Source organism: Agromyces albus (genome assembly GCF_030815405.1).
Taxonomy (GTDB): Bacteria; Actinomycetota; Actinomycetes; order Actinomycetales; family Microbacteriaceae; genus Agromyces; species Agromyces albus_A.
This window is the reverse complement of sequence record NZ_JAUSWX010000001.1, coordinates 483,056-498,773: the sequence shown is the minus strand read 5'-3', so window position 1 is coordinate 498,773 and position 15,718 is coordinate 483,056. Positions and strand designations below refer to the sequence as shown.

Sequence of the window (15,718 nt, the reverse complement as noted above, 5' to 3'; positions counted from 1 at the left end):
AAACTGCAATCCGACGTCATCACGGGCGTCGACGTGGAGGAAAGCGGGTCAGGCAGGTCGAACGATGTGCTCGGCAGCGGGCGCGAACGCGGACTCGAGCGCGCCGAGCGCACGGTCCTCGATCTCCGCGTCGGCACCGCGACGCGTGACGAGGCGCACGTTGATGGCGCCCAGCATCGGCAGGTCGTGTCGGGCGAGCAGTCCGTCGTAGGCGGCACGCCCGCCCAGCCGGAGGGTCGGCAGGGCGGCGACGCCGATGCCGGCGCGCGCCGCGGCGACGATGCCATCGATGCCTGCCGCGTCGGCCACCACCTCGGCCTCTCGGCTGTAGGCACCGAGTTGCTGCAGTGCCCGCTGCCGGATGCCGCAGGGTTCCGCGTACGCGATGAGCGGCACCGCATCCGACGGGTCGAGGAACAGATCCGACGAGGAGTACCAGTCCAGTGGCAGGACGTCGACCTGCCGTCCCGACGCCTGGCCGCCGATACCGAGAATCACCGCGGTGTCGACGATGCCGCGCGCAACCGCGTCGGCCAGCACCGAGGAGCGGTCGATGACGTACCGAAGCCGACGACCGGCGAACGCGGCGCGCCACGGACCGTCGACGGCCGGGAGCAGCGCTTCGGCCACCGTGTCTGAGAGCCCGACGACCAACGGCGGATCGTCGACGGCGTCGAGCGACTCGAGCGCGCGATCGTGCACCTCGAGGATGCGCCGCGCCTGCACGAGGAGCCGCTCGCCGTCGGGGGTCAACCGGACCTTCCGTCCGACCCGCTCGAGGAGCTCACGGTGCACCTTGCGTTCGAGCGATCGGATGTGCTGCGAGACCGTGGGTTGGCTGATGTGCATCACCGCGGCTGCGCGCCCGACCCCGCCGCACTCCGCTACGGCGACGAGGGTCCGCAGCTGGGGGATGTCGAGCGACTCCGGCATGCAGCGACCCTAGGCGACCGCCGTCGAGCGGCGCGACCGGTCCCGCAACCGGGCGTCACACCGGCACGGCCCTCAGAGCGCCCCGGTCGCCGCCGTTTCGCGCACTCGCGGCGAGTCGCCGAACACGAGCAGCCGATCGGCGAGCTTGTCGACGAAGAAGCGATCGTGGCTCACCACGACGACCGCACCCGGGAAGTGCGTGAGGGCCCGTTCCATCACCTGGGTGCTCGTGATGTCGAGGTGGTTCGTCGGCTCGTCGAGCACGATCACCCCGGCGCCTGAGAGCAGGCACTGCGCGATCGCGACGCGCGCCCGCTGACCGCCCGAGAGCGTGCCGATCTTCTGCTGCAGGTCGGCGTCGGAGAACTGCAGCATCGCGAGGAACCGGTTCACGCTCTTCTTCGTCGCGGTGAATGCGAGCGACTCGGGATAGGCGTTCACCGCGTGTCCGACGGTGTCCTCGAGATCGAGCTCGGCGTAGACCCGGTTGTACGACACGAAGCGCACGCCCTTCGCCCAGCGCACGGTCCCGGCATCCGCTTCGGTCTCGCCCGTGAGCACGTCGAGGAGCGTCGACTTGCCCGAGCCGTTCGAGCCGAGCACCGCAACGCGGTCGCCGCGATGCAGGCTGAACGTGAGCCCCTCGAAGAGCGGCGTGCCGTTGAAGCCCTTGGTGAGGCCCTCGACCGTGAGCAGGTCGTTGCTGACGCGAAGCCCGTCGTAGATCGCGGTGATGATCTGGTCGATCGGGCGCGGCGCTTGACGCTTCTTGATGTCGGCGAGCTTTCGGGCGACCGCGTTCGCGGGATTGCGGGCGGCCTCGCGACGCGCGGTCGACGCGGCCTGCTCGTAGGCGAGCAGCTCCTCTTCATGCGCGAACTGGCGCTCGAGCATCCTCAGCCGCGACTGCTTCGCGTGCACGTATGCCGAGTAGTTTCCTTCATATTCCTGAAGTCGGTGGTTCTCGATCTCGACGATGCGGTTGACGACCCCGTCGAGGAACTGGCGGTCGTGCGAGACCACGAGCACGGCGCCGGCGAAGCCGCCGAGCCACCCCTCGATCCAGCGCACGCCGTCGAGGTCGAGGAAGTTCGTCGGCTCGTCGAGCAGCAGCACATCGGGTGCCTGCACGAGGATGAGCGCGAGCGCGGCCCGGTTGCGCCATCCGCCCGACAACCGGTCGACGGGAAGGTGCCGCCGCTCCTCGTCGAAGCCGAGGCTCGTGAGCACGGTGTCGATGGTGTTCTCGTACGTCCAGCCTCCGATCGCGTCCATGCGTTCGAAGAGCTCGCCCTGCTCGGTGAGCAGGCGCGTCATCGCGGCATCCGTCATCGGCTCGGCGAGCTGCAGGCCGATCGCGTCGATGCGCGCCTGCGTCTCGTGCACCGCGGCGAAGTGGGCACTCAATGTCTCGTACGTGCTCTGCTCACCGTCGAGCTCGGAGAACTGCGAGAAGTACCCGATCGTGGTGCCGAGGCTCGCGTCGACGGTGCCGCCTGACGGCTGCTGCCGCCCGAGCACGAGCTCGAGGAACGTCGTCTTGCCCGTGCCGTTCTTGCCGATGAGGCCGATGCGGTCGCCCCGCCGCAGCTTCAGGTACGCCTCCCGCAGCACGGGTCGCCCGTCGAATTCCATGCTCACGTCGTTCAGGCGGATCAGGCTCACGGGTGCGGTGTCCTTGCATTCGGGAGATACGGCGAGACGGATGCCTCGAGCCGAAGTTCTGCGCAGACCGCACCGGGCACGTGGCCGGCGGTCTGGCCGGGCCCACTCTACCCCGCGGGCTCGGAGCCCGGGCCGTCGCTGCCGAAGCGGCGAGCGGATCGCGGCGGCCGTGACCGCATGTGGCCGGCCACGATCCCCAGTAGGCGGGTGAGCTCGTCGCGGTCGCGGCCGTCGATAGCGTCGATCAGCACATCGCGCACGACCTCGACGTGCCCCGGCAACACCCGCGCGAGGAGCGACGATCCCTTTGAGGTCAGTCTCACGTTCACGCTCCGTTCATCGTCGGCAGACGGGACGCGGTCGACGAGCCCAGCCTGCTCAAGCCGATCGACCTGGTAGGTCAGGCCGCTGCGGCTGTGCACAAGCCGGTCGGCGAGGTCGGTCATGCTGCTGGGCGACGACGGATCCTCGCCGAGCATCGCGAGGATCTGGAACTGCGTGAAGCTCAGGTCCCCGCTGACGCGGAGCTGCCGCTCCACGCCGTGTTGCACCAGCGCGCTCACCTCGAGGAGCGCGAAGTACACGCCGAACTCCGACGGAATCGGCGGGGTCGGGGCATCGGACATGACGGCATCCTATTGGAATGGTTCGAATTGGAAATAATCTTCCGGTCATGCTTGTTTCGAATTCGTAATAGCTAGTTCGAATTCGAAGGAGACCTTCTCATGCGCGCCATCCGATACACGACCTACGGCGACCCGACCGTGCTCGAAGCCGTCGACATCCCGCAACCCGTTGCAGGGACCGGTCAGGCCCTCGTTCGAGTCGCCGGCACGACGTACAACCAGGTCGACTCCGCCATCCGCGCCGGATTCATGGCGGGGACATTCCCGATCGACCTGCCGCACATTCCCGGCATCGACCTCAGCGGAACGGTCGTCGCGGTCGGCCCCGACGTGCCAGCCGATCTGGTCGGCCAGAACGTCATCGCGTTCCTGCCCATGGTCGCGCCGGGCTCCGCGGCCGAGTTCGTGACCGTGCCCGCCGATCTGCTCGCACCCGCTCCGCAGTCGATTCCACTCGCGGATGCCGCAGCGCTCGCGTCGAGCGGACTCACCGCGTGGCAGGCGGTTGTCGAGCACGCCGACGTGCGGCCCGGCCAGCGAGTGCTCGTGAACGGTGCTGGCGGCGGCGTCGGCGCCTTCGCCGTGCAACTCGCCGTGCGAGCCGGCGCGACCGTGATCGCGACGGCCAGCCCACGAAGCCGCGACGCCGTGACGAGGCACGGCGCCGCCGAGGTGATCGACTACACCGCGACCTCCGTGGTGGCCGCCGTCACCCAACCCGTCGACGTGGTCGTGAACCTCGTGCGGACGACGCCCGAGGAGACCGAGGCACTCGTCGCCCTCGTCAAGCCAGGAGGAACGTTCGTTTCCACGACGACGCCCGGCGTGGGCGCGCCCGGCGCGGACCTGCGCACGACGAGCCTCTTCGTGCGCAGCGATGCCGCTCAGCTCGAGCGCCTGGCGCAGTTGGTCGACGCTGGCGAGCTCGACCTCGACGTGAGCGCCCGCTATCCGCTGGAGGAGCTTGCCCGCGTGCATTCACTCGCCGAGGGCGGTGCGCTTCGCGGGAAGGTCGTGCTCATTCCCGCGTAAGGATCACGATCACCGCATCGTCGCGCCTCCCTCGACCGCGACGATGCGGTGATCCTCCGCGTGGGTGAGCTCCGTGCGCAGGAAGAGCTCATCGGTCGGCAGTCGCAGGTCGAAACGCGTGAAGGCCGCCACCCGCAGGTCGCCGGCGTCGACGGCGAGGTCGAGCACATGTCCGCCGAAGCTTCGATCATTGCTGAGGAAGTGGAGGTGGAGCCCGCCGACAGCGATGCCCTGGTAGATGGCCGGGGTCCAGAACCCCACCAACGTGCCGCGCACCGCCCTCTCGACCGTCTCGACCTGGTGGCTCGTCACTTCGGCGAGCGCCGGGAGCGGATGATGCTGTCGGGGCGTGATTCGCAAGCGGACCTCCGACAGGACGCCGTCGAACCGCACGGCGTGGAAGAGGTTCCGGCTCATGAGCGCACCCTCGACGGATGTCGTGAACCCCGCGAGGTCCAGCTCGCTCACGCCGACCGGCTCGAGATCGGGGAACCGGCACACGATGGCGAACGGCAGGAGCTCCTCGTCGTCCATCTCTACGGGAGGACCGTCGAGCGTGCACTCGATCACTGCGCCGTCGAGGATGACGACCTCGCCGCCGAGATGGTCGACGCAGCCGAGGCCGAAGTCACCGATCGAGCGCGCTTCGGCGACCGGCAGGCCGGACTCGTACGCGCCGGCGAGCAGGGCATCGAGCACGGCGAACTGCGTCAGCGCAGCACTCGGGTCCGAAGGTGGATTCGTCAACTGGGAAGTTCGACGGTGTAGGAGACGATCTCGCTGACGCGCCTGTCGACGAAGTCGTAGATATCGCACGATGCAACGACCGAGACGTCTCCCCCGGCGTCGGTGTACCTCGCGAGGCTGTCGACCACGACGCTCTCGTTGGCCACCACGACGCTCTCGTTGCCGACGACGACGCTCTCATTGCCGACCACGGTGCGGAAGCGCTGGAACTCCGTCGTGACACCGGCGAGATCTGCGGCGGTGCGCGCGCAGGCCTGCTTCACCGCCTCGGGCCCGATCATGGGTGCCGCGCCGACGAGCGTCCAGACGACGTCCTCGGCGAGGTGCGGCAGCGCAACCTCGAATCGATGGCTCGAGAATGCGCGGGCGATCTTCTCGTTCGTGAGCTCCATGAGCCTGCCCTCCCGCGCGGTGTCCCGCGCCTCAGCGGATCCGGATGCGTTCAGCCTCGTGCTGCCACCGGCATCCGTCAAGGGCCGCGACGGCCGACCCGCCGAGCATCGTCAGACGGCGCTCCACTCCTCGTGCCCGGCGCGATCGACGCGGCGGTGATACCTGACCCCGACGACGCCGCCGAGGACGGCTCCACCGAGGCTCGCGACGGCGACGACGACCGCGGTGATGATGCCCGCGATCGTCAGCACGCCCTCGGAGACCGGGATGCGGGGGAACACGTTCAACTGGCCGAGGATGTCGTACTGGCTGCTCACCACGACGCTCACGAGCGCCACCACGATCGCGATCACGAGCGCCCACACCCAGACGGCGAGGCCCTGCCTGGCGCCGTTGAAGCGGGCCATGCGTCCGGCGACGTAGCCTCCGCAGTAGTAGGCGAGGAGCAGGATCACGAGCAGCGCGCCGGCGCCGACCCAGCCGACCGTCTCGACATCGACCGGGGCGTCGGCTGCCGCCCCCGGGTCCTGCACCACGACGCCGAGCCCGAGTGCGGCGCCGGTGGCGGCGAGCATCCCGGTGAGGATGGTCGCGGTGCCGGTGGCGGTGAGCCAGCCGAAGAATGCCGAGCCGACCTTCACGCCGCCGAACTGCTCCCGCTGGCGTTCGATGACCTCATCGGTCGTGAGCGGGCGAGAGTCGACGACGTCGTCCCACGTCTCGGGTTGCAGCTCGACCGTCGATTGCGAGCCCGTTGTGGGCGCGGGGTCGAGGTTTCGGAACGGCTCGGCGGGGTCTTGGGTCGGATCGGCGGGGTGCAGTGGGTAGGTCACGGTGTCTCCTCGTCGTCGCTCGGCGCCGGGGGTAGCGCCAGCGTGAATCTACGCGAACAGGTCCCGACGGCGATACCCCCGACGTAGCACTTCGAGCCACTTCGCCGTCTGCCGCCGTGGGGATAACAGGTACTGACAGTTCCTCCCTCGTCTCCACGAAAGCGCGTAGCTTCGAACAGATGACGGAAACAGCGACCCTGAGCTCACTCGCCCTGAACAACCAAATCACGATGCCCGCGCTGGGCTTCGGCGTGTTCCAGACGCCGCCCGACGAGACCGTCGAGGCCGTGGCATCCGCTCTCCGCACCGGATATCGCCACATCGACACGGCTGCCGCGTACCTGAACGAACGCGAGGTCGGCGAGGGTATTCGGCGTTCGGGCATCGACCCGTCGGAGGTCTTCATCGAGTCGAAGGTGTGGATCAGCGACTACGGCTACGACGAGACGCTGCACGCCTTCGAGAAGAGCACGCGCAAGCTCGGAATCGACGTGCTCGACCTGTTCATCCTGCACCAGCCCATGCCGAAGCGATTCGATGCGACCGTGCACGCGTACCGAGCGCTCGAGACCCTGCTCGCCGACGGGCGAGTGCGTGCGATCGGCGTGAGCAACTTCATGCCCGACCACCTCGCGTCGCTGCTCGAGCAGACCTCGGTGGTGCCGGCCGTGAACCAGGTGGAGGTGCATCCGTACTTCTCGCAGCCCGAGGTCAGGGCGGCGAACGAGGCGAACGGCATCCTGACGCAAGCGTGGTCGCCGATCGGCGGCATCACGTTCTACCGCGGCGAGGGCAACGGCACGCTCGACGATGACGTGATCGGCGGTATCGCCGTGAACCACCGCAAGACACCTGCTCAGGTGATGCTGCGTTGGCACCTGCAGCAGGGCCGCTCGGCCATTCCGAAGTCGGTGCGAGCCGAGCGCATCGCCGAGAACTTCGACGTGTTCGACTTCGAGCTCGCTTCGGCAGAGCTCGAGGCGATCGACCGGCTCGACACCGGTGTGCGCGGCGGACCGAACCCCGCCGACATCACGACCGAGACCTTCGCGCTCACGATCCCCGAAGCGTAGCTTCGCGAAGGTGTCGATCGGCGTGCCCGTCACTCGTTCATCCGATGACGGGCCGCGTTCGGCGGCCGAGATCGGAGCACATCATGGCCACCATCACCGTGTTCGAGAGCGTGACGCTCGACGGCGTCATGCAGGCGCCCGGACGGCCTGACGAGGACACTCGCGGCGGCTTCACCCACGGAGGCTGGGCGCTGCCGTATCAAGACGAGGTCGCGATGCGGTTCGCCGGCGAGGGCATGTCCGAGAGCGGCGCGATGCTGTTCGGGCACCGCACCTACGACGACCTGCTCGGCTTCTGGACCACGACCCCTGTGCCGAACCCGTTCACCGACGCGCTCGTGGCGTCGCCGAAGTATGTCGTCTCGCGCGACGGCGGCACGGAACTCGGCTACCCCAACTCGACCCTGCTGGCCGGTGACGCCGCCGAGACCGTCGCGGCGCTCAAGCAAGACCTCGAGGGCCCCGTCACAGTACTTGGCAGCGGCGAACTGGCACGCACGCTCTTCGCCGCGGGCCTCGTCGACGAACTCGTGCTGCTGGTGCATCCGCTCATCCTCGGAACGGGCACGACCCTGTTCGGCGACGCTCACGTCGACCTCGAGCTGCGCCGCAGCGTGACCACCACGACGGGCGTCCTCATCGCGCAGTACGCTGTTCGCTGAACCGGCACGGGGGTCACGATGCGCTACACGCTGCTGCTGCACTACGCCGAGGAATCGCCCGAGACGATCGGCGACGACGTCATCGCCGAGGGCATGCAACGCATGGCGAGCTACGCCGCCACCCTGCACGCGGCGGGCGTGCTCATCGCCGCGGAGGTGCTGCAGCCATCGGATGTCGCGACCACGGTTCGCCGGGTCGACGGTGCGGTGCAGGTGCAGGACGGCCCGTTCGCCGACACGAAGGAGCAGCTCGGCGGCACGATCGTCATCGACGTGCCCGACCTCGACGCGGCGCTCGAGTGGGCATCGCAGGCACCCGCACTCGAGTGGGGCGGCACGGTCGAGATCCGCCCGGGCGCGACCCACACCGTGGACGGCGTGTGGACGCCGAGCGGCTGAGCACCGGCGGCGCCGGCGGCAGCCGGGCATCCGACGCCGCGGCATCCGTCACGGATGCCCGTGCGGCCGCGGAGCACGCGGCCCGAACCTCCTACGGACGACTCGTCGCCGTGCTCGCCGTCGGCACGGGCGACCTCGCACTGGCCGAGGACGCGCTCGCCGACGCCTTCATCACGGCACTCGAGCGGTGGCCTTACACGGGCGTCCCCACGAATCCGGACGGCTGGCTGATCACCGTGGCACGCAACCGGCAACGCGACGTGTGGAAGTCGTCGGCGGTCCGCACGAACGTGCCGCTCGTGGGGACGGATGCCGCGAGCGACCCCCTCGACGGGCTCGACCCGCTGCGCATCCCCGACCGACGGCTCGAACTGCTCTTCACATGCGCGCACCCGGCCATCGACCCGGCCGCGCGCACCCCGCTCATGCTGCAGGCCGTGCTCGGTTTCGACGCCGCGCAGATCGCTGCGGCATACGCCGTGCCTGCTCCCACGATGGCGCAGCGGCTGGTGCGGGCGAAGCGGCGCATCGCCCGGGCCCGCGTCCCGTTTGTCATCACCGATCGGCGCGCGATGCCCGAGCGACTGCCAGCAGTGCTCGAGGCGGTGTACGGATGCGCCGCCATCACGTGGCGCGACGATGCGAGCTCCCTCGCCGGCGAGGCGAAGTACCTCGCGGTCACGCTCGCCTCGCTGCTCGAGCGCGAGCCGGAGGGGTGGGCGCTCGCCGCGCTCGTGACCCTGTCGCTCGCGCGCCGTCGCCCCGGCCCATACCTGCCGCTCGAGGAGCAGGACCCCGCGTCGTGGGACGCGCAGCTGATCGACGAGGGCGAGACGTACCTGCGCCGGGCCGCGACATCCGGCCGACGCGCACCGGGGCGATTCGAGCTGGAAGCCGCGATCCAAGCCGTGCACCTCGACCGACGGCGCACCGGCGCCATCGACTGGGATGCGCTGCGCCAGTTGTACACGGCGCTCGTCGCCGTCGCGCCGAGCCTCGGATCGCAGGTCGCGCTCGCGGCCGTAATCGGGCGCACGGATGACGCGCACGCGGGCCTCGCCGCCCTGCCAGCCGGCGGCGACCACTTCCAGCCGTGGTGGGCGACCCGCGCAGACCTGCTCGCCCGCGCCGGGCGCGTTGCCGAGGCATCCGTCGCCTACGAACGAGCGATCGAACTGACGGATGACGCCGCGGTGCGCGAATACCTCGAGGGTCGGCGGGGGCAGTCGCGGTAGGACTACCCGCCGTCGGTCTGCAGGAACGGTCGCGGATGACGGGTAGGTCTCTGGACTCACAAATCTGCGGCCCTTCGAGATGCGGCGGGGTCGATCAGTCCGTCTGGGCGACGATCGCCTGGGCGACCTCAGGGGCGCCAGTGCCCTTGATCTTGTACAGCGAGTCTCCGATCGCCAGGTACACCGTCGACGCGCGACTGTTCTCGGAGTCGGTGACCGCCTGCGCATCGGCCGGGGCGTCGGCGAGTGCGAGCGGCGTGAATGCCGTATCTGCGTCGGGTGTGAGCAGCCGGTCGAACAGCGGTGCGAAGCCGCGCGCCGTCGAGATACGGATCCACGCCATCCCATCGACCTCGAGACCGCAGGCGAATGTGCGGGCGGCACCGTTCACGGCCTCCTCGAAGGAACTCGGGCCGGCTGCGTCCGGCTCCACGGTCACGTACTCCACGGTCGACTCCTCCGGCAGTTGCAGGGCAGCGACGATCCCCTGCTCGTCAAGTCCGCCATCGCAGACCGGGTCGCTCTGCCGCAGTTCCGTGGCGGGCCAGACGAGTTGTGCGGCATCCGCCTGCTCGATCACCGTGAACGCGGAGGCGGCGACCTCCACCAGCCGATCCATCATGCCGCCGCCCGCCAACCCGCCGAAACGACTGCCACTGCCGGTGAGTCCTGCGGCGCTGATGGTCGCGTGCACCCAGGTGTCGCCGACGGGCGCTGAGATCGCCCAACCGGGGTCGCCGCCCGAAACGGATGCCTCGATACCGGCGACCTGGCGGGTATCCGTGGACGGGCGCCCTTCGCTCTCGAACGGTTGCCACTGGGCCGCGGCGCCGGGCAGCACGTCCACGCGCAGGTAGGCCCAGTCGCTGGGAGCGTTGTACTCCGGCATGCCATTGCCCACGCGCCAGGAGCAGGCGAGGCCACCGGCGCCCTCGAGCAGGATGCTCTCGAACGCATCATCGATTTTCACCGCGGCGACCGGCTCGACCTGCACCCCATCGGCTCCCTCGAGAGTGGCGGCGACCAGACCCGCGGGCACGAGGTCGTCACAGGTGAGTGGGCCGGATGCCACGGGGGTCGGCGTCGGCGTCGCTGTGGGCGTCGGCGTCGGGGCCGCGACGGCGGAGCATCCGGCAAGGGCGAGCAGGATCAGCAAGGCCGTCGCGACGGCGGCGTTCGTACGCACGGGACGAACATAGCGTTCGCGCCAGACGCTGCGGCGACGAGAAGCGCGACGCGCCGTGGAGAGCACGTGGGCGGCCTGCGCGGACCAGCCGATCGTTCAGGTCGTCGCGTCATCCGCCGTCGGTCTGCAGGAAGGCGAGCACGGCGGCGACGCGGCGGTGCACGCCCGTCTCGGGGAGGCGGAGCTTGGTGAAGATGGCGTTCACATGCTTCTCGACGGTGGATGACGAGAGGAAGAGCGACTGCTCGATGCCCGCGTTCGTGCGGCCCTGCGCCATCTCGCGCAGCACGTCGAGCTCACGTGGCGACAGGGCAGCGAGCGGGCTTGCCGCGGCCGCGCTCCGGCGGCGCACGAGCGTGTCGACGATCTGCGGGTCGATGACGGAGCCCCCGGCGCGCACCTCGCGAAGTGCGTGCACGAGGTCTTCGAGGTCGCCGATGCGGTCCTTCAGCAGGTAGCCGAGACCCGCCGAGCCGTCGGCGAAGAGCGCGAGCGCGTAGCTCTCGTCGGCGTGCTGCGAGAACACGACCACGCCCGTGTCGGGATGCGAAGCACGGATGGAACGGGCCGCCTCGATGCCCTCCATGTGATGGCCGGGCGGCATCCGGATGTCGGTGAGCACCGCATCCGGGGAGAACCGCCGCACCGCGTCGAGCAACTCGGTCGCGTTGCCGGTGCCCGCGACCACATCGATCTCGCCGGAGTCCTCGAGGAGACGTCGCACGCCCTCGCGCACCAGGTAGTTGTCCTCGGCGATCACGACCCGCAGCATGCCCTGGTCACTCAACGTGATCCGCCTCTCGCTCGACGGGGAGGTCGACGAGCACGGTCGTACCCGACGGGTCGTTGCCCGAGACGCTCACCGTACCCCGCAGCGCCGCCACCCGGTCGCGGATGTTCGCCAAACCACCGCGCGAAGCGGGCACGAGCGTGCCGACGCCGCCCCCGTCGTCGCTGATCGCGATCCGCAAGTGGCCGTTGCTTCGCTCGAGCCCCACCGAGGCGCGCGTCGCATTTGCATGCTTCGCCGTGTTCGCGAGCGCCTCCCGCACCACGTAGTACGCCGTCGTCTCCACGTCAGCGGGGAATCGCTCGGCGCGCACACCGTCATCCGCTTCGATGGTCAGCGGAATCGGGAACCTCGCCACGCTCGACTCGACCGCGGCCACCAGTCCGTTGTCGCTCAGCACCGGCGGGTGGATGCCGTGAGCGAGCTCCCGCAGGTCGGTGAGCGTCTCGCGGGCCTGGTCCTGCAGCTCGACGAGCTCATCGGCCGCGAGCTCGCCCCGCTGGAGGCGGTTGCGGGCGAGGCGGAGACCGGCGATCTGCGCCACGATGTTCTGCTGGATGCCGTCGTGCAGGTCCCGCTCCAGGCGCTTGCGCTCGCCGTCCTGCGCAGCGACGAGCCGCTCGCGCGAGGCGGTCAGCTCGTCGAGCTGCTCAGCGAGCTGGGCCGTGAGGCGCACGTTGGCGACGGATGCCGCGGCCTGGCCCGCCACCGTACGGAGCAGGTTCCGCTCGGCCTCGGTGTACTCACCGCGACGGCGCGGACCGAGCTCGATGCGGCCGAGCGTCTCGTCTGCATGTACCAGATCGCACGAGTCGACCGGGTCCCCGATCGCCTCCCCGGCACCGCCCGCAGGGGATTCGGCGAGCGTGCCGTCTGGGCCCGCCAGCCTGATGCGCACCCACGAAGCGTCGAGACCGTCGCGCACGGCCTCGGCGAGCCGGTTGAGCAGGTCGCGAGGCTCCACGGCCCGATCCAACTGGGCGCCCAGCTCGCTGAGCATCGTCAGGTGGCGGTCCCGGTCGCCGAAGACCTTGCGATGGATCCATCGCTGCAGCCACCCGCGCAGCGGCAGCAGGCAGATGGCGAGCAGCGTGGTGAGCAAGACGGCACCGATGACCGTCAGGGTCTCGGCGAGCAGCACGCCCGGCGTCGCGACGCCGATGCCGTACAGAACCGTGATGAGCAGGTTCGATGAGCGAGCGACCAGGCGCCCACGGTCACCCGGTGCGATGTCGAACGCGCCGTAGCGCAGAATGCCATGGATGGCCGCGAGGGGTATCGCCATCAGCGAAGCGAAGACGGCGACCGCGACGATCACGTTCGGCGGCGTGAAGGTATACAGCACGAAGCTCCCCAGGGCGGCGGTGATGACCCAGGTCATGACCCGCGTGCGTGCGCGGACCTCGGCATCGCCGAACAGCGCCCGCGAGACGAGCACGCCGAGCCCGACCGCGACGCTCGGCCACGGCTGGTAGACGACGTAGTGGACCGCCGGAGCGGCCCAGTCGAGCCACGGCACGACGAACGAGTTCGGAATCGCGTCGCCACTGATGCCGATGTACGGCGACATCACGACGTGAGGCGTCGTGAGCAGTGTCAGGGGGCCCACCAGCACGGGTACCCAGACGAAGGCGACGGCGATCCGCTGCCACCGTCGTTCAGTCACGCCGGTGGGATAGGTGGCGAACATGGCCAGGAACCCGGCAGTCGCGACCGCATCCGCTGTGAGCCCGACCACGTTGAACAGCGGGAACCACGGCTGCTGGATGAGCGTGATGTTCTCCTGCACGAGGGTCTCGTATGCCGAGCTGACTGCCATCGCCGTGGACGCCGTGGCGATGAACACGGCCGATCGCGATGTCGACGCCGTGAGCAGCCACATGCCGAACACGAACGTCGGCAGCACTCCGAGCAACGGCCAGCCGAGGCCGTGATCGTCTGGGGCGACGAAGCCGCGAATGATCACGACGTAGATGAGCGAGGCCACTCCGATCGGAGCCAGCGTCGCGAGCCATCCCCATCTCCGGAGCACGGTCCAATCATCCGCCTGTTGTGGGATTCCCGGCAGGGGGTCTTCCCTACCCGGCCATGGCGGCTTGCCTCCATGCACTGCGAGGCCAGCCTCGTTCCGGCCGGATTTCCAGCCGAGGAAGGTAAGGGACGAGCGGATGCCTCGACCCGGCGCCCGCACCGATGGAGGGAACATCATGCGCAAGGTCTATGCAGTGCTCGCCTGGATCGTCGCGGGAGGTGTGGTCGTGCAGGCTGCCTCGATCGCGTTCGGCTTCGGCGGGATGTCGGGTTACGTACAAGACGGCGGTGTGGTCGACAAGGCCCTCATCGAGAGCCGCCAAGCCGACTTCATCGGCGTGCTCGGGTTCCCGATCCACGCCATGGTCGGCGGGACGGTCATTCCGCTCGCGGCGTTCCTGCTGCTGGTCGTGTCGTTCTTCGTGAAGGTGCGCGGTGCTCGCATGTGGGCGGCGATCCTCTTCGGTGTGATCGCACTGCAGATCACGCTCGGGTACTCGATCAGCGACATGCCCTACCTCGGCCTGATCCACGGCGCGAACGCGCTCGCCGTGCTGCTCATCGCGGTGTATGCCGCGTTGCGCATCAGTCGGTCCAAGCGCGTCGGCGCCGAGGAACCGGCCGCTCCCGATGTCGTCAAGGCGTGAGCTCTTCCGCCGAGTGGTGACGGGCGTCGCGGTCACCACGGCGCTCGGCGCCGGCACCGTCGCCTGGAGTTCGACGCTCCTGGGCGAGTACTCGGTCATGGACATGGGCAGCGGGCAGGCCGGCGAGGGCGGGCACGCCGGGCACGCCGAGGGTGCGGCCGACGAGAGCGACGCCGTCAGCGTCACCTCGCTGCAGGCGGACCCCGGCCGGCCCGCCGACGTGCGGGTCGAACTCGTCGCTCGGCAGGACACCGTCGACGTGCCGGGCGGGCGCCCCATCGAGGGGTATACCGTCAACGGCACGTCACCGGGACCCGAATTGCGGGCGCGGCAGGGCGACCTCGTCGAGGTCACGTTCGTGAACGAGTCGGTGACCGACGGCGCGACGCTGCACTGGCACGGCATCGACGTGCCGAACGCGGCCGACGGCGTCGCGGGCATCACGCAAGACGCCGTTCCCGTCGGCGGCCGCCATGTCTACCGATTCGAGGCGACGGATGCCGGCACGTACTGGTACCACTCGCACCAGGTGTCGCACGAGCAGGTCGAGGGCGGGCTGCTCGGCGCGCTCGTGATCGAGCCGGCGTCGCCGACGGATGCCGCGGCCGACCTCGAGGCCACCGCCCTGCTCCACGTCTACGGCGGGCAGCACACGCTCAACGGCCGGGTCTCCGACGAACGCGTCGACGCGTCGCCGGGCGAGACCGTGCGGGTCCGCGTGATCAACACCGACCAGGGCACGGCCGCCGTGTGGTCGGCAGCGCCGTTCCGGGTGCTCGCCACCGACGGGCACGACGTGAACGAGCCGACCGACGTCGACGGGCAGCGGCTGCTCATCCCTGCCGGCGGGCGAGCGGATGTCCCGGTCCGGGCCCCGCAGCACGGCTCAGTGGGTCTCCACGTCGGCGGCGCCCGCGTCATCCACGTCGGCGACCCTGCGGCATCCGCACCGCCGGCTCCGCAGCCCTCGGAGACGCTCGACCTGCTCGCCTACGGCACGCCGACACCGCTGTCGTTCGACCCGGCGTCGCCCGACCGATCGTTCGACTACGTGATCGCGCGGCGCTTCGGGATCATCGACGGGCGTCCCGGCAACTTCTGGACGATCAACGGACGCATGTTCCCCGACGTGCCGATGTTCCACGTGAGCGAGGGCGACGTCGTCGCGATGCGCATCGTCAACGACTCGGGCGACGTGCACCCGATGCACCTGCACGGGCACCATGTCGTCGTGCTGTCACGCGACGGCGTCGCGGCATCCGGCAGCCCCTGGTGGGTCGACTCCCTCGACGTCCACCCGGGTGAGTCGTACGAGATCGCCTTCGTCGCCGACAACCCGGGCATCTGGAGCAACCACTGCCACACCCTCCCGCACGCGGTCGATGGCCTGGTCGCGCATGTCATGTACGAGGGCGTCTCGACGCCGTTCACCATCAACGGCGCCGCGGGCAACCAACCCGAGTGAC

The 15,718-nt window shown here is 69.6% G+C and carries 16 protein-coding genes; 7 read left to right on the top strand and 9 right to left on the bottom strand.

What is annotated here, in order from left to right:
• Nucleotides 1-48: 48 nt before the first annotated feature.
• The 3 genes from QFZ29_RS02220 to QFZ29_RS02210 all read right to left on the bottom strand — a co-directional run bounded on the left by QFZ29_RS02220 (nt 49) and on the right by QFZ29_RS02210 (nt 3,224).
• Complete coding sequence (locus QFZ29_RS02220; protein ID WP_306892611.1) at nt 49-933, bottom strand: LysR family transcriptional regulator; 885 nt, start codon at nt 931-933, stop codon at nt 49-51.
• A gap of 72 nt (nt 934-1,005) precedes the next feature.
• Complete coding sequence (locus QFZ29_RS02215; protein ID WP_306892610.1) at nt 1,006-2,598, bottom strand: ABC-F family ATP-binding cassette domain-containing protein; 1,593 nt, start codon at nt 2,596-2,598, stop codon at nt 1,006-1,008.
• A 107-nt stretch (nt 2,599-2,705) separates the two neighbouring features.
• Nucleotides 2,706-3,224, bottom strand: coding sequence for a MarR family winged helix-turn-helix transcriptional regulator (locus QFZ29_RS02210; protein WP_306892609.1), 519 nt, complete (start codon nt 3,222-3,224; stop codon nt 2,706-2,708).
• A gap of 99 nt (nt 3,225-3,323) precedes the next feature.
• Here QFZ29_RS02210 and QFZ29_RS02205 point away from each other — a divergent pair, with 99 nt between their 5' ends.
• On the top strand, nt 3,324-4,256 hold the full coding sequence (locus QFZ29_RS02205) for an NADP-dependent oxidoreductase (RefSeq protein ID WP_306892608.1): 933 nt from the start codon (nt 3,324-3,326) through the stop codon (nt 4,254-4,256).
• 9 nt (nt 4,257-4,265) lie between these two features.
• Here QFZ29_RS02205 and budA read toward each other — a convergent pair whose 3' ends face one another.
• From budA to QFZ29_RS02190, 3 genes are all read right to left on the bottom strand, one after another.
• Nucleotides 4,266-5,003: an acetolactate decarboxylase gene (gene budA, locus QFZ29_RS02200; RefSeq protein ID WP_306892607.1), complete on the bottom strand. Its 738-nt coding sequence runs from the start codon at nt 5,001-5,003 to the stop codon at nt 4,266-4,268.
• Nucleotides 5,000-5,395, bottom strand: coding sequence for a nuclear transport factor 2 family protein (locus QFZ29_RS02195; protein ID WP_306892606.1), 396 nt, complete (start codon nt 5,393-5,395; stop codon nt 5,000-5,002). Before QFZ29_RS02195 ends, budA begins: the two co-directional genes overlap by 4 nt.
• Before the next feature lie 111 nt (nt 5,396-5,506).
• The gene (locus tag QFZ29_RS02190; protein WP_306892605.1) at nt 5,507-6,229 is read right to left on the bottom strand and encodes a hypothetical protein; all 723 of its coding nucleotides are present in this window, start codon (nt 6,227-6,229) and stop codon (nt 5,507-5,509) included.
• Nucleotides 6,230-6,408: 179 nt separating this feature from the next.
• On the opposite strand from QFZ29_RS02190, the gene QFZ29_RS02185 reads away from it, so the two are divergent.
• From QFZ29_RS02185 to QFZ29_RS02170, 4 genes are all read left to right on the top strand, one after another.
• On the top strand, nt 6,409-7,302 hold the full coding sequence (locus QFZ29_RS02185; RefSeq protein WP_306892604.1) for an aldo/keto reductase: 894 nt from the start codon (nt 6,409-6,411) through the stop codon (nt 7,300-7,302).
• A gap of 83 nt (nt 7,303-7,385) precedes the next feature.
• A complete protein-coding gene (locus QFZ29_RS02180) occupies nt 7,386-7,964 on the top strand; it encodes a dihydrofolate reductase family protein (protein ID WP_306892603.1) in 579 nt (192 codons plus the stop codon).
• A gap of 18 nt (nt 7,965-7,982) precedes the next feature.
• Entirely contained in the window at nt 7,983-8,363 is a 381-nt protein-coding gene (locus QFZ29_RS02175; protein WP_306892602.1) for a YciI family protein, read from the top strand.
• Nucleotides 8,345-9,598, top strand: coding sequence for an RNA polymerase sigma factor (locus QFZ29_RS02170; RefSeq protein ID WP_306892601.1), 1,254 nt, complete (start codon nt 8,345-8,347; stop codon nt 9,596-9,598). The genes QFZ29_RS02175 and QFZ29_RS02170 overlap by 19 nt, the downstream gene beginning before the upstream one ends.
• A gap of 94 nt (nt 9,599-9,692) precedes the next feature.
• On the opposite strand, the gene QFZ29_RS02165 is transcribed toward QFZ29_RS02170, so the two are convergent.
• The 3 genes from QFZ29_RS02165 to QFZ29_RS02155 all read right to left on the bottom strand — a co-directional run bounded on the left by QFZ29_RS02165 (nt 9,693) and on the right by QFZ29_RS02155 (nt 13,606).
• Nucleotides 9,693-10,784 (bottom strand): hypothetical protein, encoded by a 1,092-nt coding sequence (locus tag QFZ29_RS02165; protein WP_306892600.1) that lies wholly within the window; start codon nt 10,782-10,784, stop codon nt 9,693-9,695.
• A gap of 109 nt (nt 10,785-10,893) precedes the next feature.
• Complete coding sequence (locus QFZ29_RS02160) at nt 10,894-11,571, bottom strand: response regulator transcription factor (protein ID WP_306892599.1); 678 nt, start codon at nt 11,569-11,571, stop codon at nt 10,894-10,896.
• The gene (locus tag QFZ29_RS02155; protein ID WP_306892598.1) at nt 11,564-13,606 is read right to left on the bottom strand and encodes a sensor histidine kinase; all 2,043 of its coding nucleotides are present in this window, start codon (nt 13,604-13,606) and stop codon (nt 11,564-11,566) included. Before QFZ29_RS02155 ends, QFZ29_RS02160 begins: the two co-directional genes overlap by 8 nt.
• Nucleotides 13,607-13,742: 136 nt before the next feature.
• Here QFZ29_RS02155 and QFZ29_RS02150 point away from each other — a divergent pair, with 136 nt between their 5' ends.
• A complete protein-coding gene (locus QFZ29_RS02150; RefSeq protein WP_306892597.1) occupies nt 13,743-14,252 on the top strand; it encodes a hypothetical protein in 510 nt (169 codons plus the stop codon).
• The gene (locus QFZ29_RS02145; RefSeq protein ID WP_306892596.1) at nt 14,236-15,717 is read left to right on the top strand and encodes a multicopper oxidase family protein; all 1,482 of its coding nucleotides are present in this window, start codon (nt 14,236-14,238) and stop codon (nt 15,715-15,717) included. The genes QFZ29_RS02150 and QFZ29_RS02145 overlap by 17 nt, the downstream gene beginning before the upstream one ends.
• Nucleotide 15,718 lies beyond the last annotated feature (1 nt).